A 25,891-nucleotide genomic window follows, 5' to 3' on the forward strand; every position below is an offset into this window, starting at 1 on the left:
GTCAGTGCACCACGATGGGTTGGAAACCTTCGGAGCGCAATGCAGTAAGCACCAGTTCGCAGTGTTCATGGCCCTTGGTTTCAAGGTTCACGGTGATGGAGACGTCCCCCATGGAGATGGAACCGCCCACCCGGGTGTGGTCCAAGCCAGTGACATTCGCGTCGTTTTCGGCAATGATGCGCGAAATGGTGGCCAATGACCCTGGCCGGTCGTCCAGCATCATGCGCACCGTCATGAACCGGCCCGCTGCGGCCAGACCACGCTGAATGACCTTGAGCATCAGCATGGGGTCAATGTTCCCGCCGGAAAGGATCACGGCCGTGGTGCCGGGGTTCTCAATTTTGGCTTCCATGAGGGCCGCCACGCCCACCGCGCCGGCGGGCTCCACCACCATTTTGGCGCGCTCGAGCAAAAAGATCAGCGCCCGGGCCAAGGATTCCTCACTGACGGTGACCACGTCGTCGACAAGTTCGCGGATGATGGAAAACGGCAGCTGGCCGGGCCGTCCCACGGCAATGCCGTCGGCCATGGTGGACACCTTCTTCAGCGGCACCAGTGCGTCAGCTGCCAGCGAGGGCGGGTAGGCGGCGGCGTTCTCGGCCTGGACCCCAATGATGCGGATCTCCCGCCCCAGTTCCTTGGCCCGGGCCTTGACCGCCACCGCCACGCCGGCAAGGAGCCCGCCCCCGCCCACCCCCATGACAATGGTGTCCACGTGGGGAATCTGCTCCAGGATTTCCAGGCCAATGGTGCCCTGGCCGGCCACCACGTCAACATTGTCGAAGGGGTGCACAAAGACCGCACCGGATTCATTGGCGTAGCGTTGCGCCTCGGCCAGGGATTCGTCGACATTGAAGCCGTGCAACACCACTTCGGCCCCGTGCCCGCGCGTGGCGGCCAGTTTGGGCAGCGCCACGCCCATGGGCATGTAGATCCGCGCCTTGATCCCCAGGGCCTTGGCGGCCACGGCCACGCCCTGGGCGTGGTTGCCGGCCGAGGCTGCCACCACCCCGCGGGCCCGCTCGTCCAGTGACAATTTGGCCATGCGCACATACGCCCCGCGGACCTTGAAGGATCCGGCCCGCTGCAGATTTTCGCACTTGAAATACACCTCGGACCCGGTCATCCGGCCCAGCGCCCGCGAATTTTCAATGGGCGTGAGCGCAATGATCTCCTGCAGCAGTTCCCGGGCCTCTTCAACGGCGTTCAGGTTTACGGGCAGCTCGGGGGAGGCGTTCACAATACAGTTCTCTTTCTCATCACGGGTGGGAGGTGTTGGGGCAAGGTGGCGCATTCCGGCCACCGCCTTCAGGTGGGGTGCCGGCCGGTGGCTACTTGGCATCCCCGGCAGCAGGGGCATCGGACAGGGGCCGGGGCAGTCCGTAAATGTCCGGAAGCGCCGGATCGTGCTCCCAGCCCCGGTCCACAATGTAGCGGATGAAGGAGTTGGCCACGGCCAGCAGGGGCACCGCAAAGAGGGCGCCAAGAATGCCGGCGACGCTGGAGCCGGCGGCGACGGCAAGGATGACGGCCACCGGGTGCAAATTCACGGCGCGGCCCATGACCAGTGGCTGGAGCAGATGGCTTTCGGCCTGCTGGACCAGGAGCACAATGCCGAGCATGATCAGGGCGTTGACCCAGCCATTGGCCACCAGGGCCAGCAGCACGGCCACGGCACCGGTGACAAGGGCACCCACCACCGGGATGAAGGAACCAATGAACACCAAGACCGCCAACGGCAACGCCAAGGGTACTTGAATGATGGCCGCACCGGCACCAATGCCGACAGCGTCGACAGCGGCCACGAGGATCTGCACACGCACGTAGTTGCCCAGGGACAGCCAGCCGCGGCGGCCTGCGCCGTCGACGGCCGGACGGGAGCGGCGCGGCATCAGGTGCACCACAAAGGTCCAAATGCGCCCGCCTTCGAGCAGGAAGAAAATCAAGATGAACAATGTCAGGATCAGCCCCACGGCAAAGTGGCCAAAGGTGCTGCCAATGCCCACGGCCGAGGAGGCGATCGAGCCGCTGTTGTCCTGCAGGGCCTTCAAGGCATCGTCCAGGTAGCCGGAAATCTCATCGGTGCTCAAACTCAGCGGCCCCGATTTCAGCCATTCCTCAATTTGAATCAACCCGGTGATGGCCTGCGCGCTGAGCTCACGGATGCCTGAAACCATTTGACGGCCCACCAGGAACAGTCCGCCCACCACCACCACAATCAGGCCAAGCTCCGCCACGGCCACGCTCAATCCCAAGGGCAGCCCAATGCGCCTGAGCCCATAGACCACCGGGCTCAGCAGTGCCGCCAGCAGGGCGGCCACCATGACGGGGATCAGCAGCACGGTGATCTTGCCCATGATCCACACGAGGATGCCAACGGCCAGCAGGATAACGACTATCCGCCATGACCAGGCACCTGCCACGCGCATGCCAAAAGGTACCACTGACGAGTCGTTTTGGACTTCGCGCTCGGGGCGCAGCTGTTCGGGCGTCATAGCCCAATGATTCCCTATCTGGAAAAAATACGGTAACCGAAGTTATTGCCCCCGCATGCGCGCGTGCCGGCGTTCCTGCCGCGCCCTGCCGGGCAAAGAAGGGGCGGGGGTTTAGATCCCCGTGGAATCTATGCCCCAATTCATGGTGAAGGACTCCCCCGGCTCCAGCCAGCGCAGAGACTCCCCGGAATTGAAGGCGTTTGCCGGGCCCGTCATGGGTTCCATGGCCACGGCCACCGAACGGCCCGGAAAAAGGTCTGTGACATAGACGTGCAGGTACTGCACTGTGGCGTCATGCCACAGTCCCACGCGGCTGCCGTCCGGGGCCGAAAGCGTGTGCCAGGCTGCGCCGTCGTCCGTGATCAGTCCGGTGAAGGTGGCATCCATGTGGGACTCGGCCAGGGCCCTGCCGGCACGCAGATCGAAGGGACCGGCCACCGGCGCGCTGAAGGTGGGGATCATGCGTTCGTCCGCGCCCAGATACTGGTTGGCATGGACCTGCAGCATCAAGGTTTCCGGTTCCTGTCCGCCCAGGGTGAGGTAGGGGTGGGCGCCCAACACCCCGGGGGCGGACCGGGCGGAATCATTGATCAGCGTCTGCGCCACCCGCAGATGGCCGCCGGCAGTGAGCTCGTAGCGCACCTGGTGCCGGGCCAGAAAGGGGTAGCCGTGCTGCGGGTGGATGACGGCCTCCAGCAGCACATGCCTTGGGCTGCTTTCCAGCGCCTGGTAGCCGGTGTTGCGCAGCAGCCCGTGGATGGCGTTGCGCAGCGGAACCTCGGTGATGTCCAGCTGCTGCGGCTCGCCGTCCAAATGCCACAGGCCGTCCGCAATCCGGTTGGCGAAGGGAGCCAAGGTGATCCCGGCACCGCGTGGGGCGATGGCATCCTCCGGGTAGCCGGCCACCAGCTCCACCCCGTTGCGTTCGTAGTGGCGCAGGCCGGCGGCCAGCGAGGTGACAATGGCGGTGGCCCCGCCGTGGCGCAAGACATGCTGGGCGCCGGTGGCGGCTGGACGGGGGGCTGCAGGAGAAGTCATGGGCCCAGATTACAGGGCAGCGGCCCGCCACACTGCGCAAACCCCCGCCGAACGCGCCATTTTGTTCCACATAATGTAATATTTTGTTTGAAAGTGTTTATTTCAGTGCAAGTCCCTGTCAGCGGATTGGAGGAGAAGCCATGTTGGCCCCGGAACGCCAAGCCCGCATCCTGAAGGAGCTGCAGCTCCATGAAGCCGTGCGGGTGGCTGACATAGCCGCCTCGCTCAATGTCAGTGAAATGACCATCCGCCGGGACATTGAAGTCCTGGATCAAAGCGGCCTGGCCCGCAGGATCCACGGTGGGGCCACGCGTCTGGCCCGGCTGAGTTCGGTGGAACCGGGATTCCTGCTCAATGTGGATAAGGAGCTGGAGGCCAAACTGGCCATTGCCGAACAGGCGCTGGCCCTGGTCTCCCCCGGGATGACTGTGGCGTTCACCGGCGGCACCACCACCTATCAACTGGCCGTGCGCCTGGCCCCGGAACTGGACCGGCTGCGCGGCTTGACGGTGGTGACAAACTCCCTGAAAGTTGCCCAGCTGCTGTATTTGCAGCAGGGCGACCCGGATTTGAAGGTCATTCTCACCGGCGGTGAACGCACGGTGTCCGAGGCCCTGGTGGGTCCCGTGGCCCGCATGGCCCTGGACCGGCTCAACACCGACCTGTGTTTCATGGGTGTCCACGGCATTGACGCCGACCGCGGCCTGACCAGTCCCAACTGGCTGGAGGCGGAAACCAATGCAGCGTTTGTGCAGGCCAGCTCACGGCTGGTGGTGCTCGCCGACAGCACCAAGTTCCATGTCCGTTCGCTCGCCTCCATTGCCCCCCTGGCGGCGGTGGAGATCATCATCACCGATGCCAAGGTGGGTGCCGCCACGGGCACGCTGTTCTCCGGCCTCGTTCCCCGCTTCATCCAAGCCCCCCGGGCCGCCGCCACTGCAGGCCAGGCTGCCGGGACCATCCCCGCCCCCTCCACCAGGAAGACCTCATGACTACCGCTACCAGCACCCAACTCGCCGATGGCCGGGAGCTTATCTACTTTGACGACGGCGGTGTTGCCAAGGTTCACGGCGCCCCCGACACCCGGCCCCTGGATCCGCGTTCCATTGAGAACACCGGCGAGCTGCGTTTTGATGCGCTGACAGGTGACTGGGTGGCCATTGCCGCGCACCGCCAAACGCGCACCTACCTGCCCCCGGCCGATCAATGCCCGCTGTGTCCGAGCACCGGCAGCAACCTCTCAGAAATCCCGGACTCCAGCTACGACGTGGCTGTCTTTGAAAACCGCTTCCCCTCCCTGGGTTCGGCCACCGGAGAAATCCCGCCGGCCCCCGCCTGGGGCACCATGGGGCGCGCCTTTGGCCGCTGCGAAGTGGTGGCCTTCACCCCGGAGCACACAGCGTCCTTTGCCTCGCTGTCCACCGAACGGGCCCGGACCGTCATTGACGCCTGGGCACACCGCACCGAGGCGCTGAGTGCGCTGCCGGGGATCAAGCAGGTGTTCCCCTTTGAGAACCGCGGCCAGGACATTGGTGTCACGCTGCACCATCCCCACGGCCAAATTTATGCCTACTCCTATGTGCCGCCCCGCAGCCAGGTCATGGCTGCCACGGCACGCACCTTTTATGACGCCCATGACGGCCGGGAAACCCTCCTGGGGCACATCGTGTCCCAGGAGTCCGCCGCAGGTGAGCGCATGGTGGCCCAGGGCAGGCACTTCAGCGCCTACGTGCCGTTTGCCGCGCACATGCCCCTGGAAATACACCTCACACCGCACCGCCATGTGCCCGACTTTGCTGCCCTGACAGGGGAGGAGCGGGACGAACTTGCCCAGATGTACCTGGACCTGCTGCGGGTTGTTGACGGCATATATGACACCCCCACGCCCTACATTGCGGCCTGGCACCAGGCGCCGCTCGACGCCGTCCTGCGCCCGGCCGGCCGCTTCCACCTGGAATTGACCTCCCCCCGCCGCGCCGCCGACAAATTGAAGTTCCTGGCCGGCTCGGAAGCCGCCATGGGAGCCTTCATCAATGACACCACCCCCGAACAAACCGCAGCCGCGTTGCGCCAGGTTGCAGCCAGGATGAAAGCAGGACAGGCATGAGCATCCCCCCGAACCCGAACCCGAACCCGAACCCAGAGCAGCTTGCCGCGGAGCAGCTTGCCGCGGCCTTTGAAACCACCTTCGGAGACCGGCCCGAGGGCATCTGGGCCGCCCCTGGACGGGTGAACCTCATTGGTGAGCACACCGACTACAACGACGGCTTTGTGCTGCCCTTTGCCATTGACCGCACGGCCATGGTGGCCATCCGGCGGCGCAGCGGCAACACCGCGCGGCTGATTTCCAGCTACGGGCAGCCGGAGCTGGTGAGCGTGGACCTGGGCACCCTTTCCGCCGGGACCATGAACGGCTGGACCGCCTACCCCCTGGGCGTGGTGTGGGTGCTGCGTCAGATGGGCATTGAAACGGGCGGCTTTGACCTGTATCTGCATTCCACGGTGCCCTCGGGTGCGGGCCTGTCCTCCTCGGCGGCGATCGAATGCGCCGTCGCCACCGCCTTCAATGAGCTCGGTGCCGGCGGGCTGAGCCTGAACGAACTGGTGCTGGTGGGCCAGCGCGCGGAAAATGAAGTGGTTGGTGCACCTACGGGAATCCTGGACCAGTCCGCCTCCCTGCTCTCCACCGCCGGGCATGCGGTGTTCCTGGACTGCCGGGAGCAATCGTCGAAACTGGTGCCCCTGGATCTTGCGGCCAACGGTTTGCTCATCCTGGTCATTGACACCAAGGTCACCCACGCCCACGCCACGGGCGGCTATGCGGCCCGGCGGGCATCGTGCGAGCTGGGCGCCGAGGTGCTGGGCGTTGCGGCCCTGCGCGACGTGGCGGCATCGGAGCTGAATGAGGCTGCCGGCCTGCTCGATCCGGAGACCTTCCGCCGGGTGCGGCACATTGTGAGTGAAAACCAGCGGGTGCTGGACACTGTTGCCCTCCTGGACGACGCCGGACCGGGTGCCATTGGAGAGCTGCTCACCGCCAGCCATGCCTCCATGCGCGATGACTTTGAAATTTCCTGCCCCGAGCTGGACCTCGCCGTGGAGACGGCGCTGAACCATGGCGCCCTCGGGGCCCGGATGACAGGTGGCGGTTTTGGCGGCTCGGCCATAGCCCTCATTCCCGCGGCTGCGGAGGCCGGGGTGCGGGCAGCGGTGGAAAGCTCCTTTGCCGGCGCCGGCTTCACGGCACCGGACATCTTCACCGTCTCCCCCGCCGCCGGCGCCCACCGGGTGCCCTAGCACGGGCGTCGGACCGCAAGCACACAAAGGGTCCCGGACCTTCCTGCCACCGAAGTGGCCGGGAAGGTCCGGGACCCTTTGTGTGGACCCAGCCTTGAGGAAGGCCTAGGCGTTCAGGTGGTCCCGGTGGGCCTGGTGTGCCTGTTCAATCTGCACCAGGATCTCCTCGGATTCCGGGTGCTTGTCACGGAACTTGGGTTCCATGACGGCAATGGCCTTTTCCTCTTCCATGAGCTGGTTGTAGACGCGCTCGCGCTCCTGGGGATCGGCGGTGTACTCCAGCTCCAAGTAGCTCGTTGCGTGGCGGCGGGCATTGTTGAACACCGTCTGCGCCTTGCCGGACTTGCTGACCAGGGAAGCCACAATGGTCACGAACAGCACGCCAATGATCACCGACAGTGACAGGCCCGTGGTGATCTCAAAGACCGGCACGTGCTCACCGCCATTGATGAACGGCAGGGTGTTCTCATGCAGGGCGTGAAGCACCAGCTTCACACCAATGAAGGCCAAAATGGTGGCCAGGCCGTAGGAGAGGTAAATAAGCCTGTCAAGCAGTCCGTCCAGAAGGAAGTACAGCTGGCGCAGGCCCATGAGTGAGAAGGCGGTGGCTGTAAACACAATGTAGACGTTCTGCGTCAAACCGAAGATGGCCGGAATGGAGTCCAGGGCGAACAGCAAATCCGTTCCACCAATGGCCACCATCACCAACAACATGGGAGTGAGCAGCTTCTTGCCGTCGACCACCGTGATGAGCTTGTCGCCGTCGTAGTGTTCGGAGGTTCGCAGGAAGCGCTTGGCCAGCTTGATGACGAAGTTGTCAGCGTCGTCGTCGCCGCCTTCCTCACCCTTGAGCAGGTTCCCGGCGGTGATGAGCAGGATGATGCCGAAGATGTAGAACATCCAGGACCAGGTGTTGATCAGGGCCGCGCCGGCAAAAATGAACGCCGTGCGGGCAATCAGGGCAAAGACAATGCCAAAGAGCAGCACCTTTTGCTGATCTTCACGCGGAACCTTGAAGCTGGCCATAATGACCAGGAAGACAAACAAGTTGTCAACGCTCAGCGCCTTCTCGGTGATGTATCCGGCAAAGTACTCGCTGCCCATGGTGCCGCCGCCCAGGGCGAGCACCACAACACCAAAGATGACTGCCAGGCCCACATAGATGGAGGACCAGATGGCCGCTTCCTTCAGGGTGGGGATGTGCGCCTTGCGGATGTGGAAGAAGTAGTCAAAGGCCAGCAGGGCCAAAATGACAACAATGGTAATGCCCCAAACCGTGGGGGTAACGTTCATGGGCTGCTTTCGCTAGTTGTGAACAAATCTTCCGGTGCCGGACCTTTGGTCCGCGCACCGGGGTGCTGGTTGGTGGTGGTGCCGCTAGTCGTTGCCGCGAATGATGGCCAGCAGGCGCAGGATCTCCACGTACAGCCACACCAGGGTCACCGTCAGTCCGAAGGCTGCGGTCCAGGAGTACTTGGCGGGAACGCCGCGCTGTACGCCCTGTTCAATGGAGGTGAAGTCCACAATGAGGGAGAAAGCGGCCAGGCCAATGGCCAGCAGACCCAGGACGACGCCAAAGGGAATGTTGGTGCCGGGAATGTCCATGCTGCGCAGGCCCCAGGGGTTGTCAATGGCACCGAAGACCATCAGGCCAAAGTTCAGCAGGGAGAAGAGCGCGTAGCCGGCCAAGGCAATCACGAAAAAACGTGTCATCTTGGGTGTGGCCCGGATTTTGGCGTTGCGGAAGAGCACCAGGGTCACCACAAACACGCTGAGCGTACCCAGCAGGGCCTGGACCACGATGCCGGGAAGGCTGCTTTCCAGTACGCCTGAGATGCCGCCGAGGAACAAGCCCTCAAAGAAGGCATAGGCCAGGATCAGCGCCGGCGACGGCTCCTTCTTAAAGGCGTTCACCAGACCCAGGACCAAACCCACAATGGCCCCTGGCAGCATGAGCGCCGGCACGAACCAGCCAATGCCGGCACCCACCAGGACCAGCGCCAAGGTGAAGACGGTCTTCATGATGACGTCGTCGTACGTCATCCGCCCGGTCTGGGCGCTGTTGGCCGCGGGCTTGTTGTACATGTCCTGCAGCTGCTGCGCCGAATACTGGGCCGGTGCGGCCAGCGTGTCAGCACCGCCATTGAAGCGGCCGCGCTGGGAAGGCGTGTCCTTGAAGTTCTTGTTGTTCGCAAAAACCGGGTTGCCACCAAGAGCCATGGTGCTGATTCCTCCTAGATAGCGGGGTGGATAATGAATTCAACTCTACCAATACAGACGTTGCAGGGCCGCGTATTGTTCCACTGCCGGGCCATTGCCAGCCCATTCACAGCCAGTGTTCACGCAATGTTCGCTTAGGGTCCTGATTCAGACCCTGGGTGAGGGCTCCCGGCATTGGGCGCGCATCCTGCCGCCCTCCACCCACGGCAAACCCGCAGCACATGTCCCTTTGATGCGGTCATGGGGACATGTGCTGCGGGTTCGCGGAGGTTGCAGTTTCAGTGGTACCCCAGGTCGGACTCGAACCGACACTGAACAGATTTTAAGTCTGGTGCCTCTGCCATTGGGCTACTGGGGCCGGTTGCGGAACCACATCAATTTCCGGAACCATTCAACCCTACTGGATGAAATGGTTGGATAAGAAACCGCGGATCAGTGGTTTTTAAAGGGCTGCGCGTACTTGAACTGCCCATGTGTGCCTGCCGTGTAGGCGTTCAGCGCCCTGGCCATGAAGTGTGATCCCCAGGACGGGTCGGGGGATATGATGCCGAGGGAATCGGCGGGCACAAAGCCGAAACGTGGGTAGTAGGCGGTGCTGCCCAACAGGGCAATGCTGGATTCGCCCAGTTCGTTGGCCGCGGCGAGGGTGGCGGTCATCAGGGCGGAGCCCACACCCTGCCTTTGGTAGCCCGGCTGCACCGCCAGCGGGCCCAGGCCCAGTGACTGCGACGTGCCAACCCAGGCCCGCGTGGAGATGACATGGCCCAAAATGACGCCCTGCTCCGACTCCGCCACGAGTGAGAGCGCCGGAAGGTATTCACGGGCGGCAAAGAGTTCCCGCAGCAGCCTGGGTTCGGGCCCACCGGCAAAGGCCGCTGCCAGCACGGCGAAAATTTCGGGTCTGTCTTCGGCCCGTTCGCGTCGAATGATCATGCGGCAAGTCTATGCGTGCCCGCTCACCCACCCCCGTGACGCCGGGGTGCGTGAAAGCAAATGGCGGCGCCCCCCGAAACGGGAAGCACCGCCATCAAACCACGTCAAGTGGCCCTTTTGGTGCCTACTTGGCGGCGGACGCCGATTCCTTGACTTCCACCGGGGCTTCACGCTTGGGCTCGACCTTGGCGGCCGGTTTCGGCTTGGGGGTTGCCGCATCCACGAAGGTGGCCCGGGGGGTCTGCAGGTTCTCCAGCTGGGCCAGGTCGCGGCCGCCCACCACCGCGGCAAACCAGCCCAGGATGACACGGAGCTTGCGCTCCACGGTGGGCATGGCCAAACCGTGGTAGCCGCGGTGTGCGAGCCAGGCGGGCACGCCCTTGAGCTGCAGGCCCATGATCTTGGCAACGCCCTTGCCCACACCGAAGCCGGCAACGGCACCGAGGTTCTTGTGCTTGTAACCTTTCAGCGGCTTGTTGAAACGGCTGGCCCACAGGTTGGCGGCCAGGCGCTTGGCCTGGCGCAGCGCGTGCTGGGCATTGGGGACACAGGTGCCGTCGGGCAGGCCACCGGTGACATCGGGCACGGCCGCAACATCGCCGGCCGCCCAGGCGTTGGGAATGACCCCGAATTCGCCGCTGATCTGCAGGTTCACATTGACGGAAACACGCCCGCGCGGTTCAAGGGGGAAATCGGTGGAGCGGACCATGGGGTTGGCCATGACGCCGGCGGTCCAAATAAGCGTGTCAGCGTCAAACTGCTGCGCCACGGACTTGTCAGGCATGTTGATCAGCTTGAGGTTGTTGTCCTCGGCGTTGTCCAAGGAGGTGTTCAACAGCACCTCAATGCCACGGCTGCGCAGGTGCTCCACCACCCAGAGGGCCTGCTTCTCAGTGACCTCGGGCATGATGCGTCCCATGGCCTCCACCAGGACAAAACGCAGTTCGGACTGGTCCACACGGGCATTCTGCTTCACGGCCGCACGGGCCATGTCCTCGAGTTCGGCAATGGTTTCGATGCCGGCAAAGCCGCCACCGACCACCACGAAGGTCAGGGCGCGCTTGCGCAGGGCCGGGTCGGTCTCCGTGCCCGCCTTCTCAATGTGTGACAGCACCTGGTTGCGCAGGGCCACGGCCTCTTCAATGGTCTTCAGGCCAATGCCTGTCTCCGCCAGTCCCTTGATGGGGAAGGTGCGGGTGATGGCGCCTGCGGCCACCACCACGTCATGGTACTGCAGTTCAAAGGGGGTGCCGCCGTCGGCGGGAGCAACAACCGCGGTGCGGTTTTCGTGGTCAATGGCAGTGACCGATCCCTGAATGAGCTCGGTCTGCTTCAGGTGCTGGCGGTGCAGCACCACGGCGTGGCGCGGTTCAATGTTGCCCGCTGCCACCTCCGGAAGGAAGGGCTGGTAGGTCATGTAGGGCAGCGGATCGACCAGGGTGACAATGCCACCGGCCTTTGCGATCTTCTTCTGCAGTTTGAAGGCCGTGTAGAGGCCGACGTAGCCGCCGCCTACTACAAGGACGCGCGGTCGTGCTGAAAAGGTGGGAGTGATTGCCATACCTCCATACTACATATGTTTGTGAAAACATTCACTAGCAAATTTCACACTTGCGTCATGCGGCGCCCCGCGGCAGGAAACGGACCCCGTGCGGGCGGCAAGCCGTCCGCTCAGCCCCGGTGGGCGTGGGATCTGCGCCGCACCAGCAGCAGGTGGCTGGTGCCTGCGGCGGCTATCAGCAGCAACATCCCGGCCGATCCCAGCACCAGTGCCTGCGGCAAGGCGTCAGCCTGCTCGACGCCGGCGGGCACGGGCGCGGCGGCATCCAGCAGTGTGGGTGCCGGCAGGGGAACGCCGGCCGCGGGCGTGCCCTCCAGGGTGGCCGGGGCAGGCGCACCACGCCGGTGCACCCGGATCCATTCGGCGATGCTGCCCAAGGGATTGGCCTCAACTGCCGGCACCTCGGCATTGAGTGCCGCGGCGGCGTCGAGGATGCCGTAGCCGTAGATGGCATTGGGGCGGCCCTCGCCCTTGGGTGTGGCGGTGGAAATGATGCGGTTGATGACTTGGGGCGCCGTGAGTTGCGGATATTTGGAGCGCACCAGGGCAGCGACGCCGGCGACTATGGGCGTTGCGCCGCTGGTGCCGTTCCACTGCGCGTACCCGCCGCCGGGCAGCCCGCCGGTGAGTTCCTCCGCCGGCGCGCTCACCCCGATGCTGATGCCCTGGGAGGAGGAATCAACGCTGGCCGAGCCGTCACGGTCAAGCCCGCCCACCGTCAAAACCCCCGGTATGGTGGCGGGCGCACCCACCTGCTCGCTGCCGGACTTGCGGTTTCCGGCCGCCGCCACAATGACCACATCCTTGGCCTCGGCGTAGGCGAAGGCGTCATCCCAGCTTTGCGGCCAGGCCGTGGAGGTGCTGCCCAGGGACATGTTGATCACCGAGGCACCCTGGTCCACCGCCCATCGGACGGCTGCCGGAATTTGATCGTCAATGTTTTTTCCGGACGGGTTCACGCTTCCGAGCCAGAGTGAAACTGTGAGGAGTTCAGCCTTGGGGGCGACGCCAATGACACCGGAGTCTCCGGCGCCGGGCGCTGGTGGCGCCGGCGAGGTGTTGGACGGCGTGGGGCTGGCCGTGCCTTCCCTGTGTCCGCGGCCGGCCAACATGGTGGCCACCAGCGTGCCATGTTCGGGTTCCGCGCCAATGCCCTTGCTGCCGTCGGGGCTGCCGGCGCCGGAGACGTCAATGCCGCCCACCACGGCGCCCTTCAGGTCCTTGTGGGAGGTGTCGATTCCGCTGTCAATGACGGCCACCTTCACACCCTCGCCCTGGGAAACCTCCCAGGCTTTGGCAATACCGCTTTTTTCCAGCCAGTACTGCCGGTTGCGAATGTCATCGGCGTTTGCGGCCGGGGCCGCTGCCACGGCCAGGAGTCCAGCCAGGGCAAGCGCCAGCAGCGCGGCTGCGGTTTTTTGCAGCCGTGGAAGCAACGTCATAAAGGCTCGTTTCCAGAAACGGGGCACAGGCTAAAGACCGGCAGCACCCAGGGCAATTCCGTCAAGAATATCGTGTTCACTGGTGGTTGCCGACTTCAGCCTGCCGTCGGTGGCAGCCACCAGCCGTTGCAGCACGGTGCGCCAGATCAAGGCACCGGCACCAATGACATCCACCCGGCCCGGATGCATGAAGCCAAGTGCCGCCCGCTGCCCGCGTGTCATTTGCACCAGTTCCGTTGCCGCCTGCAGCAGGGTTTCAACGGGCACGACGGCGGCATGAATGGAGCTGGGCTGATAACTGGGCAGCCCCAGGGCGTGGGCCGTGATGGTGGTGATGGTGCCGGCGACGCCCACCACGGCGTCGACGGTGTGAAAGGGCACGGCGGCGTCCGCGTCCGAAAGCTTGTCTTCAATGGCGGCCACTGCGGCGTTGATTTCCGCAGCCGTGGGCGGGTCCGAGGGCAGGTAGCGCTCGGTGAAGCGCACGCAGCCCATGTCGGTGCTCAGGGCCGCGCTGACGCCTCCGGTGCCGCCAAGGACGAATTCGGTGCTGCCGCCGCCGAGGTCAACAACGAGCACATTCCGTCCGGCCACCGGCGGCAGGACACTGGCGGCACCGGCGAAGGACAGCGCAGCCTCCTGGGCACCGCTGACCACCTCGGGGACAATGCCCAGGCGGGCCTGGATGCCGGCGGTGAAAACGTCACGGTTCCGGGCATCCCGGGTGGCGCTGGTGGCCACAAAACGGATGTGCTGCGCGCCGGCGGCACGGATCAATGCCGCGTAGTCGTCCACGGCCGCGAAGGTGCGCGCCAGGGCCTCTTCGGCCAGCTCCCCCGTGACGTCCACGCCCTGGCCCAGGCGCACCACACGCATCTCCCGATGCACCTCGCCCATGCGTGGCCCGCCCGCGCTGGCCGGTGGCGCGTCGGCACCCGCCACGTCGGCTATGAGCAGGCGGATGGAATTGGTTCCACAGTCAATGGCGGCTACGCGCATGGTGCTTATTTCCCCTGCTGGTTCAAATGTTTGACGTGGCGGCTCAGATCCTTGTGCGGGACCGGTGCGGAGATGTCCCAGGCACCGGCGCAGCGGCAGGAGTCGGCGGTCCACCACTGGGCCACCTGCGCCAAGGCTTCATCCCCCAGCGGGTTGACGCCGGGTCCGGCCGCCAGGGCGTGGCCAATGAGGACGTGCAGGCATTTGACGCGGGTCGGCATGCCGCCGGCGGAAATCCCGGCAATTTCCGGCACGGGCCCGGTGCCGGCGCGTTCACCAATGGCTTCGCGGGCCGCAATGTAGCTCTCGTGCGCCCTGTGATAGGCGGCGGCGAGCTCCGCGTCGGCGCCCAGACGCTCGCTCATCCGAGTCATCAATCCCGCAGCTTCCAAGCGCGAGGCGGCGGCGGTGAGCACGGGATGGGTGAGGTAGTAGGTGGTGGGAAAGGGAATGCCGTTGCTGAGCCTGGGCGCCGTGGCTGCCACCAGCGGGTTGCCGCACACGCAGCGGGCAGGTATTTCCACCACATCGCGCACGGGCCGGTTGAGCTGCAGGCTGAGCGTATCAAGGTCGCTTTGGCTCGGGACACGGCCGGCGGCAGTGGTTTGGCTGGACACGCTCCCCGCGGAGGCGGAGCTTTGCGTTGCGGACACTGGGGGCCTTTCATGGTTCGCTCTGGCGCGTCCGGTCAAGACCGGAAAGGCAAAAACTGGAGGGGATCAACTGGCAATTTTAGCCTGCTTGCCGCGGGGCCGCCATCAGGGGGCCGCGGGGGCGGGTGTGGGGGCGGGCTCCACCGGCGTTGCCTGGACCTGCCCCGATTCCCGCACGGCCTGCAGCAGGCTGTCCACCCACGGCTGTTCCGTGACACTGGTGGCATCCTTGGCGGTGGTGGAGGCGGCGCCGGGGTCCTTGGCGGCATCGGCAGATCCAACCGGCGCCCCGTCCTTGGCCTTGAGTTCCTCGGCGCCGTAGACCCAGTAGCCTGTTTCCCCGGGCATCAGCATGCTGACCCGGTCGCGGGCCTGCTGCTTGATGTAGGCCGGATCGTCCCAGCGGGCCAGCTCGGCGGTGTAAATCTCCTGCTGGGTGGCCCGTGCGGCAATGTCCTGGCGAAGAGCGGAAATTTCCGCACGCTGTTCCAGGTACGTGTGCACATTCGGGGCCAGCAACAAGGTCACCACGCCCATCGCCAAGCCCAGCACCAGCAGCCGGCCGGAGAAGGACCGCGCGGGGACGGGGCTGTGCCCGGCGTCGTCGGTGCCGTCTTCGGCGCGCTGACGGGCCGGGGCCGAAGCCGGGCGGCGTTCGCGCCCCGGGGCGCCCTTCTTCCGGCCCTTGCCGGGACCGTCGTGCCCGGGCTGTGGCTGCTGCGCCGCGGGGGCGGCCTGGGGCTTGCCGGTGGGACTGCCGAGGCCGCCGGTGAACTGGGCCTTGGGCACTGAGGGCCGTCGTGTCACTATGGTTCTCCTCATTGGTTTACAGCTGCGTGCACACCCCGGCAGCCTGTGCCGTTTTAAACAACGACGCCGCGGCGGGCCGGCTGAAGGTGTGTTTTACCACCTTAGCCAACCGCCGCGGCTGCCGGTGGTTATTAGCCCTTGAAACGCGGGAACGCGCTGCGGCCTGCGTAGCGTGCGGCGTCGTCGAGCTCTTCTTCAATGCGCAGCAGCTGGTTGTACTTGGCCACGCGCTCGGAGCGGGCCGGTGCGCCGGTCTTGATCTGGCCGGCATTGGTGGCAACGCAGATGTCGGCAATGGTGGTGTCCTCGGTCTCGCCGGAGCGGTGCGAGGTGATGGTGGTGAAACCTGCGCGCTGGGCCATGGACACGGCGTCGAGGGTTTCCGTCAGGGAACCAATCTGGTTGACCTTGACCAGCAGCGAGTTGGCGGTCTTGGTCTCCACCCCGCGGGACAGACGCTCGGGGTTGGTGACGAAGAGGTCATCACCGACGATCTGCACCTTGTCGCCAATGGCGTCGGTGAGCGTCTTCCAGCCCTCCCAGTCGTCCTCGTCCAGCGGGTCCTCAATGGACACCAGCGGGTAGTCCGCAACGAGTTCGGTGTAGTACGCGCTCATGTCCGCGGCGGAAAGTGCCTTGCCCTCGAACTGGTAGGCGCCGTCCTTGAAGAACTCGGAGGAGGCCACGTCCAGGGCCAGGGCAACGTCCTTGCCGGCTTCGTAACCGGCACGCTTGATGGCTTCGAGGATCAAGTCCAGGGCTGCACGGTTGGAGGGCAGGTTCGGCGCGAAGCCGCCCTCATCGCCCAGACCCGTGGAGAGTCCCTTTTCCTGCAGCACGGCCTTGAGGTTGTGGTAGACCTCAACGCCCCAGCGCAGACCCTCGGAGAAGGTGGCCGCGCCCAGGGGCACCACCATGAACTCCTGGATGTCCACGTCGGAATCGGCGTGCGAGCCGCCGTTGAGGATGTTCATCAGCGGCACGGGCAGCACATGGGCATTGGGGCCGCCCAGGTAGCGGTACAGCGGCAGGCCGGCGGATTCCGCGGCGGCACTGGCCACGGCCAGGGAAACGCCGAGGATCGCGTTGGCGCCCAGCTTTCCCTTGTTGGCGGTGCCGTCAAGTTCAATCATCATGGCGTCGATGAGGCGCTGGTCGGTGGCGTCAATGCCCTCAAGTTCGGGGGCAATCACCTCCAGAACCGCCTCCACGGCCTGCAGGACACCCTTGCCCTGGTAACGGCCCGAGTCGCCGTCGCGGAGCTCCACGGCCTCAAAGGCTCCCGTTGATGCACCGGAGGGGACGCCTGCGCGGCCCATGGCGCCGTCCGTCAAAAGTACTTCTACCTCAACTGTGGGGTTCCCGCGGGAATCCAAAATTTCGCGTGCATGGATGGCTTCAATAAGTGCCACGTATTGCTCCTAATAATCAGCTATGTACAGTAGGTGTTGACCACGCTGTCGCCTCAATCGTAGCCGACGGCGTGATGGGGCACTCATTAATACGCGGCGGGTCACAAATGCCGGCCCGCCCGTGGTCATCCCCGGCCCTGGATCCCGCGCACCACCTGGCGCAGGGCCCGTTCGGCATCCAGGCCTTGAAGCTGTGCGGCCTGCACCACCTCCAAGAGCAGTTGTCCGAGCTGTTCTTCATCCTCGAAGCGGTCCGGGTGCAGCCGCTCCCCCGTGTGCTCCCCCGTGCGCTCCCCCGCGCGCTCCCCCGTGGCCCCCGGCAGCTCAAGTCCTGCCCGCCGGGCGCGTTCGAGGGTCTTTTGGGCTGCTGCCAGCGCCGGCAAAGTGGCAGGGATGCCGGCAAAAGGCCCCTGCGGCGCCGCCGCGGCACGGCTGCCGTGGGCCGGGCGGGAAGTTGACGCCGCACGCTCCTGGGCCTTGACTTGTTCCCAGCTGGCCTCAATTTGGGCCACGGTGGCGGAAAATTCCGTCCGCAGCGTGCCGTCGGGGTGAAACACGTGCGGGCTGCGCCGAACCAGCTTGGCGCTCACCCCATGCGCCACGGACGCCAAATCAAAGCTGCCGCTTTCCGCACCCAGGCGGGCATGCAGCACCACCTGCAGCAAAAGGTCCCCCAACTCGTTCGCCAACTCGGCGCCACCGGTTCCGGCATCGGCCCCTTCGATGGCTTCAATGAGTTCGTGGGCCTCCTCCAGCACATAGCCTGCCAGCGATTCATGCGTCAGCGCCGCCGTCCACGGGCAGTGTTCGCGCAGTTCGGCAATGACTTCCACCAGCCGGGCCAGTTCCGCCGCAGCGGGCGCCTCGGGGGCGCTAATCGACGGTGTCCAGGGTGCCTTCATTGAAGGCTTCGAACTCTTCGGAGTCTTCAAAGTCGTCCATTTCCTCCATGACGTCCTCGTAGTGCTCAATGATGAAGTCCGCGAGCTCCTCGCGTGATTCCAGGGGCAGGAACGAGGCGTGCACGGCGTTGAGGGTGAACTCCAGCATGGTGTCCAGCCCATAGCCGAAGGTCTCGATGAGCTGGGCGAATTCGCCGCTCAACGTCACCGAGCTCATGAGGCGGTTGTCGGTGTTGACGGTGACGTTGAAGCCCAGCTGATGCAACAGGTCAATGGGGTGCTCGGCCAGGGTGGTGCCGAACTGGGCAATGGCGCCGGTCTGCAGATTTGAGCTGGGGCACAGCTCCAGCGGGATTTGGCGGTCCCGCACCCACTGCGCCAAATCGCCCAGGGTGAGGGTGCCGACGTCCTTGCCGTCCACTTCCTCCACGTCCAGGTGGATGTCTTCGACTATGCGCACGCCGTGGCCCAGACGCTGGGCGCGGCCGTGGACCAGTGCGTCCTGGATGCTCAGGAGCCCGGCCGCTTCACCGGCGTGGACAGTGGCGGGGAAATTGTTTTCGGCCAGGAAGGTGAAAGCCTCGGTGAAGCGGGAGGGCAGGTATCCGTCCTCGGCGCCGGCAATGTCAAAGCCCACCACGCCGTTGTCGCGGTGGCGGACTGCCAGCTGGGCAATCTCGGCGGCGCGGTCCGCGTGGCGCATGGCGGAGAGGATCTGGGCCACCTCAATGTAACCGCCGGCTTCATCGACCACGTCCATGCCTTCCTCCAGGCCCTCCTGGACGGCCTCGACGGCCTCGTCCAGGGTCAGGCCGGAACGCTGGTGCTGTTCCGGGGCCCAGCGGACCTCGCCGTACACCACGCCGTCCTCGGCCAGGTCCTCGACGAATTCGCGGGCCACACGCACCAGAGCGGCACGGGTCTGCATGACGGCAACGGTGTGCTCGAAGCCCTCAAGGTAGCTTTCCAGGGACCCCGAGTCGGCGCTGCTGCGGAACCATTCGCGCAGTTCCCCGGCGTCGGTGCTGGGCAGTTCGCAGCCCGCCTGCGCGGCGAGCTCAATGATGGTTTGGGGACGCAAACCGCCGTCCAGATGGTCATGAAGGGATACCTTTGGCAGCGTTTTGAGGTCCACCACGGGGATGGACGGGGCTGCTGTCTCTGAAGTTGGCGTAGTCACGTTCCCACTCTATGGAGGTCCGACGGCATTGCGCCAGTTTCCACGCTATGGGCTTATTGTGCCGGCGGTGCGCCGGTGCGGGCCACCGGCCGGCTAGCCGTGGTGGGCCGTGGGCGCGGCCGCGGCGGCAAGCTGCTGCCCGGCTGCCGGCTCCTGCGTGCCGTTGTCTTCGGCGGCGACCGCTGCATTCCCACGCTTTTCCAGCACACGGTGCACCAGCTTGGCCACGTGGTCGGCGCAGAATCCCACGGCAAGTGCCAGGCCCACGGCGATGCCGACACCCAGCAGGGGGTTGTCATGCACCCAGCCACCGGCGAAGGTGCCCATGGCGGCGGAGTAGCCGGCCCAGGTCACCACGGCAAAGGCGTCCAAAAGGGCGAAGCGGCGCCACGGGAAGTACGTGGCGCCGGCGGTGAAGTTGACGGCTATCCTGCCCACCGGAATGTACCGGGCAGTGAAAATCAAGATGGGTCCGCGCTTTTTAAGTTCCTTGCCGGCCCAGGCGAAGGCTTTCGCACCGCGGGGCCGGCGCATCCATTTAAAGCGGGTGGTGCCCATTTTGCGGCCCAAATAATACGCAATGTTGTCCCCCATGATGGCGCCCGCCGAGGCCCCCAGAATCAGCAGCCACACATTCGGCTCGCCGCTGACCGAGGCGACCGAGGCCAGGCCCACAATGGCGGTTTCACTGGGCAGGAAGAGGAAAAAGCCGTCAATGAGACAAAACAGGCTCACCAGCGGGATGACCCACCACTGGGCGGCGGAGTGCTCGATCAAATAATTAAGCTGGTCAATCACATGCAAGAAATCCACCCTCGGGGCTTCCTCTCCTGTGGTGGCGGTCCCGCCCGCAATGCGCCGACGTTTCCTGACAAGTTTTCCACGCCAAACTGGGAGCGCGCATCCACCTCAAGTAGCAGATGCCGCTGCGCCGGCGTCCACCCGGAAGCTGATCGGGGAAACATCAGGCAATGCGGTCAATGATGAGCCTGTTGGCCGGGCGCGAACCCTCCGGGGCAATGGTCACGGCCCCAACAAGTGCTTCCTTGGCCCGGGCAAACTTCTCGGGGGTGTCGGTCAGCAGTGTCAACAGCGGTTCGCCCGCACGCACCACGGCACCGGGCTTGGCATGCATGCGCACCCCGGCACCGGCCTGCACCACATCCTCCTTGCGGGCCCGTCCGGCACCGAGCCGCCACGCGGCCACGCCCACCGAGAGGGCATCGAGTTCCACCAGCACACCGTCGGCGGGGGCATGGATGGTCTCCGATTCCCGGGCCTGGGGCAGGGGCGCTTCGGGATCGCCGCCCTGGGCGGCAATCATCCGGCGCCACACATCCATGGCGCGTCCGTCCTGCAGTGCCGCAGCCGGGTCGGCGTCGTGGACGCCGGCGGCCGCCAGCATTTCCTGCGCCAGCTTCACCGTCAACTCCACCACGTCCTGCGGGCCGCCGCCGGCAAGCACCTCCACCGACTCCTGGACCTCAATGGCATTGCCGGCGCTTTGGCCCAGCGGTGTGGACATGTCAGTGAGCAGGGCCACGGTGTTCACGCCCGCATCACGGCCCAGCGCCACCATGGTGGTGGCCAGTTCGCGGGCCATGTCCACGTTTTTCATGAAGGCGCCGGAGCCAACCTTGACATCCAGGACCAGTGCGCCGGTTCCTTCGGCAATTTTCTTGCTCATGATGGAGGAGGCAATCAGCGGGATGGCCTCCACCGTGCCCGTCACGTCGCGCAGGGCGTAGAGCTTTTTATCGGCCGGCGCCAAACTTGCCCCGGCGGCACAGATGACGGCCCCCACCTCGGAAAGCTGACGCATCATTTCGCCGTGGCTTAATTCCGCACGCCACCCCGGGATCGCTTCAAGCTTGTCCAGGGTCCCGCCGGTGTGTCCCAGGCCGCGGCCCGACAGCTGCGGAACTGCAACCCCAAACACCGCCACCAGCGGCGCCAGCGGCAGGGTGATCTTATCCCCCACACCTCCCGTGGAGTGCTTGTCGGTGGTCGCCATGGGCGCCCCGGCGGCATTGCGCAGGCCGGCGAAGTCCATCCGCTCGCCGGAGTTGATCATGGCAGTGGTCCACCCGGAGATTTCCGCCCGGTCCATGCCCTTGAGCAAAATGGCCATGTTCAAGGCGGCCATCTGCTCATCGGCAATGGCGCCCCGGGTGTAGGCGTCAATGGTCCACGCAATTTGTTCCGGGCTCAGGGTCCCGCCGTCGCGCTTGGTCATGATGACCTCCACGGCGTCGAAGGCGGGACCTTGGTAGGCGGGCTGCTTCATGGGGGAATCCTTAGGGGTCGGCTGTCTGCGCGGCGGCACTGTCAAGGTCGCGCGGGCCAAAGGCATCCGGCAGCACCTGATCCATGGTCTTAATGCCCCGGGAGGTCATGATGCGCGTGTCGGCGGTGCTGAACTCGTACAACAGCTGCCGGCAGCGGCCGCAGGGCATGAGGATCCCGCCGCTGCCATCCACACAGTAAAACTCCCGGATCAGCCCGCCGCCGCACATGCGGGCAGCGCCGATCATGGTGCATTCGGCGCACAGGGTCAGCCCGTAACTGGCGTTTTCCACATTGCAGCCGCTGACAATGGTGCCGTCTTCAAGACGGGCCGCAGCACCCACCGGGAAGCGCGAATAGGGCACGTAGGCGTGGGCGAGGGCCGCGGTGGCGGCTTGGCGCAGGGGTTCCCACACGGCGTCGGAAGTTTCAGGATCCACCGCTCAGCCCTTCACATAGGGTTCGCCGCTGGCCGCCGGGGACATGGCCTTGCCCACGAATCCGGAGACGGCCAGGATGGTCAGCGCATACGGCAGCATGGCCAGGAACTGCCCATCGATGGGGGTTCCGGCCAAAGAAAGAATGCTTTGCAGGTTGCCGGCCACACCGAACAGCAGGGCCGCCAGGGCGGCGCCAATGGGATTCCAGCGGCCAAAGATCAATGCCGCCAAGGCAATGAAGCCCAGCCCGCCGGTCATGTCCTTGCTGAAGCTGCTGACAGCCACCAGGGTGAAGTAGGCGCCACCAATGCCGGCCACCGCGCCACCGGCCAGCACGTTCAGCACGCGGGTGCGGTTGACGTTGATGCCCACGGTGTCGGCGGCCTTGGGGTGCTCGCCCACGGCCCGCACGCGCAGGCCCCAGCGGGTGCGGAAGAGCCCAAACCACAGGACCACCACCAGCACCAGCATGAAGTAGCCCACAATGGACTGCCGGAACAGGGTGGGTCCCAGGATGGGAATCTCCGAGAGCAGCGGGATGGGCAGATTGGGCAGCTGGGTGGGCTGGTTGTAAATGGTTTCCCCGGCCACCTTGGTTTTCATGATCTTTTCAAACAGGAAGCCGGTGAGCCCGGACACCAGCACGTTCAGCACCACGCCCACAATGATCTGGTTCACCAGGTACTTGATGCTGAACAGGGCCAGCAGGGACGACACCAGCACCCCGGCCACGGCCGCGGCCAGCAGCCCGGCGTAGGCGCTGTTGGTGATGGAGGAAACCAGGGCTGCGGTAAACGCCCCTGCCAGCAGCTGGCCCTCAATGGCAATGTTGACCACGCCGGCGCGCTCGGAGAGCACCCCGGACAGGGAACCAAACACCAGGGGCGTGGTGATGAGCATGGCGCCGGTGAACAAGCCCACCAGCGTGATGTTCTGCGTGGTGGTGCCGCCAATGATCCAAACGATCAAGCCCACCACAAACACCACTGTGAAGGTCATGACCACCCATTTGGCGCTCTTTCCGCGGGCCTTGGTCTGCTGCCAGGACAGGTACGCCATCGCCACGCAGACAATGGCCACCACCACGCCGACGCCCTTGGCCGGCAGCACCAGGTTGGGCACCTGCCAGGCGTCGTTTTCCTGGGAAATGCGGAAGGTGGCCGTGCCGCTGGGGCCCAGCACAATGAAGACCAGCACGGCAAAGAGCGCCAGGACGCCCAACACGATAGGCAGCTTCCAGCTGCGCACGGCCACGGCATCGGCGGTGGGTGCGGTTTCGCTTTTGACGACGGTGCTCATGCTGGCACTCCTTCACGGCTTACGGCCTTGATCCGGAACATGGAGCGGATCAAGGGTGGTGCGGCAATGAACAACACAATGAGGGACTGGACCACTGCCACAATGTCAATGGAAACATCTGCATTGACGGCCATGGAGGTGCCGCCGGCCTTGAACGCGCCAAAGAGGATGGCGGCAAAAAAGGTCCCCCACGGTTTGGAACGTCCCAGCAGCGCCACGGTGATGGCGTCAAAGCCGATGCTGCCGGCAATGTCGGCGTCGAGCAGCTTTTCAGTGCCCGCCAGCTGGGTGACGCCGGCCAGACCTGCCAGGGCGCCGGAGAAGAGCATGACTGTAATGTAGCCGCGGGAAACCAGCATGCCCGCGGTGCGGGCCGCGCGCGGGTTGGCGCCAATGGCCCGGTATTCAAAGCCCAGGGTGGAGCGGTTCAGCAGCCAGGACACTGCAATGACGGCCAGCACCGCCAGTATCAAGCCGGCGTGGACGCGGAAGTTCGGCCCCAAAAGCAGCGGGAACAACGCCGTCTCATGCATCCGCGGGCTGATGGGGTTGCTGCTGGCGGGATCCCGGAGCTGGTTCTTGAGCAGGAACAGCACCAAGGACACGGCGATGTAGTTGAGCATGATGGTCACAATGACCTCATGCGCGCCCGTGCGGGCCTTCAGGACACCGGCAATGCCGCCCCAGATGGCGCCGCCCAGGGCACCGGCGAGCACCACCGCCACCAGGTGGATGCCCGGGGGCAGTTCCATCATGAAACCCACGACGCCGGCAAAGGTGGCACCGAGGATGATTTGTCCCTGGGCACCAATGTTGAACAGCCCCACCCGGAAGGCCAGGGTCACGGCCAGGCCGGAGAGGATCAGCGGGGTGGCGAAGGTCAAGGTTTCAAAAATACCCAGCCGGCCCTGCCAGGTGCGGGAACCGGGATCGTAGGTGGCCCCGCGCAGCAGGGCGCCGTAGGCTTCGGAGACGGAGGCCCAAATGGCCTTGAACGTGGCGCCGGGGTCCCCAAAGAAGTACCCCATCGCGGTGGTCACCCGGGTGTCCGTGGCGGCAATGAGGATGCCGCCAATGACCAGGGCCACCACCACGGCCAGCACGGAGACCATGGCGCTGCCGCTGGTGATTTCCCGCCACAGCGTGCTGCCCTGGCCGCCGGGCCGTGGCGCCGCGGGAACCGGGGCCGTGACACCGCCCAACTGGGCACCTTCGCCTTCAAGTGCCGCATCCCCTGCACCGGCCGGAGATTGCCCGGCGGGCTTGTTCATGTCAGCGCCGCTCATGGCTGCACCCCTTCACCGTTGACGCTGTGGGCTTCGGGATTGCCGGAGCCCTGCTGGTTCTTGATTTGTTCTTCCGCTTCTGCCACCGGCAGCCCGGCCATCATCAGGCCCAGCAGCTCGCGGCTGGCCGTGCCGGGGACTATGCCCATGAGCCGTCCGGCGAACAGCACTGCTATGCGGTCCGCAAGTTCCAGGACCTCGTCCAGTTCCGTGGAGACAATGATCACCGGCGTGCCGGCGTCGCGTTCGGCCACAATCCGCTTGTGCAAAAACTCAATGCTGCCCACGTCCACACCGCGCGTGGGTTGGGAGGCGATGAACAGCTGCAGGGGCCGGGACAGTTCCCGGGCCAGCACCACTTTTTGCTGGTTTCCGCCGGACAGGGTGCTGGCGGCGTCCTGCGGGGACTGGGTCCGGACATCGTATTCGGCGACCTTCGCCGCCGAGTTCCTGGCAATGATGGCCCGGTTCATGGTGCCCCGGCGGGAGTAGGGCGCCTGCTTGTACAGATCCAGCACCAGGTTCTCCGCAATGGAGAATTCCCCCACCAGGCCGTCGTCCTGCCGGTCCTCGGGCACAAATCCCACCCCGGCGTCCAGGACCTGGCGCACGCTGCGGCCCACCAGTTCAGCGCCGTTGAGGGTGATGGAGCCCAGCACGTGCTTGTGCAGGCCCAGCACGGCCTCGGTGAGTTCGGTCTGGCCGTTGCCCTGGACCCCGGCAACGGCCAGGATCTCGCCCTTGGCCACGCTCAAGGTGACGTCATTGAGCAGGCGCTGGCCGGCGTCGTTCATGACCGTGAGGTTGTTGACCTGGAAGGTCTCCTCCCCCGGCGCGGCGGGCGCCTTCTCCAGTTTCAAGTTCACCGCACGGCCCACCATCATGGCGGCCAGTTCGGTGGTCGACGCCGACGGCAAGGCGGAGCCCACCACCTTGCCCCGGCGGATCACCGTGATGGTGTCCGAGACGGCCTTCACCTCGCGCAGCTTGTGGGAGATGAACACAATGGAGGTGCCGCCGTCGCGCAGCTGGCCCATGATGTCCATCAGCTCGTCGGTTTCCTGCGGGGTGAGCACGGCGGTGGGCTCATCCAGGATCAGGATTTTGGAGTTCCGCACCAGCGCCTTGATGATTTCCACCCGCTGCTGCACGCCCACCGGAAGGTCCTCCACCAGGGCGTCCGGATCGACGTCGAAGCCGAAGCGGGCAGAGATCTCGCGGATCTTGTGCCGGGTCCGCTCCAGGTTCAAAACCCCGCCAAAGGCTGTTGCCTCCGCCCCCAGTGCCACGTTTTCAGCCACCGTGAAAACCGGCACGAGCATGAAGTGCTGGTGCACCATGCCAATGCCGGCTGCCATGGCATCGGCGGGACCGGAGAAGGAAACCGCTTTGTCATCCACCAGGATTTCCCCGGAGGTGGGCTCATACAGCCCGTACAGCACGTTCATCAGCGTGGATTTGCCGGCACCGTTTTCACCCAGCAGGCTGTGGATCTGCCCGGGTTCGACCACCAGGTCGATGTGGTCGTTCGCCACCAAGGAACCAAAGCTCTTGGTGATCCCCCGAAGTTCTAGTTTCAACGTTTAGGCCCGTCGTCGGTAAGTGGTTCAAGGATGACAAAACATGGGCGTTGCGGGC

At 65.2% G+C, this 25,891-nt stretch carries 23 protein-coding genes and 1 tRNA gene; 3 read left to right on the forward strand and 21 right to left on the reverse strand.

Features of this window, described 5'->3' with window-relative positions; translation table 11 throughout:
* Nucleotide 1 precedes the first annotated feature (1 nt).
* The 3 genes from ilvA to ACFUCV_RS01850 form a co-directional block, all read right to left on the reverse strand.
* Entirely contained in the window at nt 2-1,240 is a 1,239-nt protein-coding gene (gene ilvA / locus ACFUCV_RS01840; protein ID WP_380811379.1) for a threonine ammonia-lyase, read from the reverse strand.
* Between the two features lie 91 nt (nt 1,241-1,331).
* Nucleotides 1,332-2,495, reverse strand: a complete 1,164-nt coding sequence (locus ACFUCV_RS01845) for an AI-2E family transporter (RefSeq protein ID WP_380811381.1) — start codon at nt 2,493-2,495, stop codon at nt 1,332-1,334.
* Nucleotides 2,496-2,606: 111 nt separating this feature from the next.
* Entirely contained in the window at nt 2,607-3,533 is a 927-nt protein-coding gene (locus ACFUCV_RS01850; RefSeq protein WP_380811383.1) for an aldose 1-epimerase family protein, read from the reverse strand.
* Nucleotides 3,534-3,673: 140 nt separating this feature from the next.
* Here ACFUCV_RS01850 and ACFUCV_RS01855 point away from each other — a divergent pair, with 140 nt between their 5' ends.
* The 3 genes from ACFUCV_RS01855 to galK are packed head-to-tail and all read left to right on the forward strand — an operon-like array spanning nt 3,674 to nt 6,830.
* Nucleotides 3,674-4,525, forward strand: coding sequence for a DeoR/GlpR family DNA-binding transcription regulator (locus tag ACFUCV_RS01855; RefSeq protein ID WP_380811385.1), 852 nt, complete (start codon nt 3,674-3,676; stop codon nt 4,523-4,525).
* The gene (gene galT / locus ACFUCV_RS01860; RefSeq protein ID WP_380811387.1) at nt 4,522-5,640 is read left to right on the forward strand and encodes a galactose-1-phosphate uridylyltransferase; all 1,119 of its coding nucleotides are present in this window, start codon (nt 4,522-4,524) and stop codon (nt 5,638-5,640) included. Before ACFUCV_RS01855 ends, galT begins: the two co-directional genes overlap by 4 nt.
* Nucleotides 5,637-6,830, forward strand: a complete 1,194-nt coding sequence (gene galK / locus ACFUCV_RS01865) for a galactokinase (RefSeq protein WP_380811389.1) — start codon at nt 5,637-5,639, stop codon at nt 6,828-6,830. The genes galT and galK overlap by 4 nt, the downstream gene beginning before the upstream one ends.
* A 105-nt stretch (nt 6,831-6,935) precedes the next feature.
* Here galK and ACFUCV_RS01870 read toward each other — a convergent pair whose 3' ends face one another.
* The 18 genes from ACFUCV_RS01870 to ACFUCV_RS01955 all read right to left on the reverse strand — a co-directional run bounded on the left by ACFUCV_RS01870 (nt 6,936) and on the right by ACFUCV_RS01955 (nt 25,833).
* Nucleotides 6,936-8,123, reverse strand: coding sequence for a TerC family protein (locus ACFUCV_RS01870; protein WP_380811391.1), 1,188 nt, complete (start codon nt 8,121-8,123; stop codon nt 6,936-6,938).
* An 84-nt stretch (nt 8,124-8,207) separates the two neighbouring features.
* Nucleotides 8,208-9,050 carry a Bax inhibitor-1/YccA family protein gene (locus ACFUCV_RS01875; RefSeq protein ID WP_380811393.1) on the reverse strand — a complete coding sequence of 281 codons (843 nt, stop codon included), beginning with the start codon at nt 9,048-9,050 and terminating at the stop codon, nt 8,208-8,210.
* 282 nt (nt 9,051-9,332) lie between these two features.
* Nucleotides 9,333-9,408 (reverse strand) — tRNA-Leu (locus ACFUCV_RS01880).
* 74 nt (nt 9,409-9,482) lie between these two features.
* Nucleotides 9,483-9,983, reverse strand: a complete 501-nt coding sequence (locus ACFUCV_RS01885; RefSeq protein WP_380811395.1) for a GNAT family N-acetyltransferase — start codon at nt 9,981-9,983, stop codon at nt 9,483-9,485.
* A gap of 124 nt (nt 9,984-10,107) precedes the next feature.
* Nucleotides 10,108-11,544, reverse strand: a complete 1,437-nt coding sequence (locus ACFUCV_RS01890) for an NAD(P)/FAD-dependent oxidoreductase (protein ID WP_380811397.1) — start codon at nt 11,542-11,544, stop codon at nt 10,108-10,110.
* A gap of 110 nt (nt 11,545-11,654) precedes the next feature.
* Nucleotides 11,655-12,986 carry a S8 family serine peptidase gene (locus tag ACFUCV_RS01895; protein ID WP_380811399.1) on the reverse strand — a complete coding sequence of 444 codons (1,332 nt, stop codon included), beginning with the start codon at nt 12,984-12,986 and terminating at the stop codon, nt 11,655-11,657.
* A gap of 30 nt (nt 12,987-13,016) precedes the next feature.
* On the reverse strand, nt 13,017-13,985 hold the full coding sequence (locus tag ACFUCV_RS01900; protein WP_380811401.1) for an exopolyphosphatase: 969 nt from the start codon (nt 13,983-13,985) through the stop codon (nt 13,017-13,019).
* Nucleotides 13,986-13,990: 5 nt separating this feature from the next.
* Nucleotides 13,991-14,602, reverse strand: a complete 612-nt coding sequence (locus ACFUCV_RS01905; RefSeq protein WP_380811403.1) for a DUF501 domain-containing protein — start codon at nt 14,600-14,602, stop codon at nt 13,991-13,993.
* Nucleotides 14,603-14,743: 141 nt separating this feature from the next.
* Entirely contained in the window at nt 14,744-15,445 is a 702-nt protein-coding gene (locus ACFUCV_RS01910; RefSeq protein WP_380811405.1) for a septum formation initiator family protein, read from the reverse strand.
* A gap of 134 nt (nt 15,446-15,579) precedes the next feature.
* The gene (gene eno, locus ACFUCV_RS01915) at nt 15,580-16,860 is read right to left on the reverse strand and encodes a phosphopyruvate hydratase (protein WP_380811407.1); all 1,281 of its coding nucleotides are present in this window, start codon (nt 16,858-16,860) and stop codon (nt 15,580-15,582) included.
* A gap of 125 nt (nt 16,861-16,985) precedes the next feature.
* Nucleotides 16,986-17,762 (reverse strand): MazG nucleotide pyrophosphohydrolase domain-containing protein, encoded by a 777-nt coding sequence (locus tag ACFUCV_RS01920; protein WP_380811409.1) that lies wholly within the window; start codon nt 17,760-17,762, stop codon nt 16,986-16,988.
* Nucleotides 17,734-18,942 (reverse strand): adenosine deaminase, encoded by a 1,209-nt coding sequence (locus tag ACFUCV_RS01925; protein ID WP_380811411.1) that lies wholly within the window; start codon nt 18,940-18,942, stop codon nt 17,734-17,736. Before ACFUCV_RS01925 ends, ACFUCV_RS01920 begins: the two co-directional genes overlap by 29 nt.
* Nucleotides 18,943-19,035: 93 nt before the next feature.
* Complete coding sequence (locus tag ACFUCV_RS01930) at nt 19,036-19,755, reverse strand: DedA family protein (protein WP_380811413.1); 720 nt, start codon at nt 19,753-19,755, stop codon at nt 19,036-19,038.
* Between the two features lie 151 nt (nt 19,756-19,906).
* Nucleotides 19,907-21,229 (reverse strand): thymidine phosphorylase, encoded by a 1,323-nt coding sequence (locus tag ACFUCV_RS01935; RefSeq protein WP_380811415.1) that lies wholly within the window; start codon nt 21,227-21,229, stop codon nt 19,907-19,909.
* Between the two features lie 10 nt (nt 21,230-21,239).
* Nucleotides 21,240-21,668 (reverse strand): cytidine deaminase, encoded by a 429-nt coding sequence (locus ACFUCV_RS01940; RefSeq protein ID WP_380811417.1) that lies wholly within the window; start codon nt 21,666-21,668, stop codon nt 21,240-21,242.
* 3 nt (nt 21,669-21,671) lie between these two features.
* Complete coding sequence (locus ACFUCV_RS01945) at nt 21,672-22,967, reverse strand: ABC transporter permease (RefSeq protein ID WP_380811419.1); 1,296 nt, start codon at nt 22,965-22,967, stop codon at nt 21,672-21,674.
* A complete protein-coding gene (locus ACFUCV_RS01950) occupies nt 22,964-24,253 on the reverse strand; it encodes an ABC transporter permease (RefSeq protein WP_380811421.1) in 1,290 nt (429 codons plus the stop codon). The genes ACFUCV_RS01945 and ACFUCV_RS01950 overlap by 4 nt, the downstream gene beginning before the upstream one ends.
* Nucleotides 24,250-25,833, reverse strand: a complete 1,584-nt coding sequence (locus tag ACFUCV_RS01955) for an ABC transporter ATP-binding protein (RefSeq protein WP_380811423.1) — start codon at nt 25,831-25,833, stop codon at nt 24,250-24,252. Before ACFUCV_RS01955 ends, ACFUCV_RS01950 begins: the two co-directional genes overlap by 4 nt.
* Nucleotides 25,834-25,891 lie beyond the last annotated feature (58 nt).

The organism is Specibacter sp. NPDC057265 (assembly GCF_042668835.1).
Classification (GTDB): Bacteria; Actinomycetota; Actinomycetes; order Actinomycetales; family Micrococcaceae; genus Specibacter.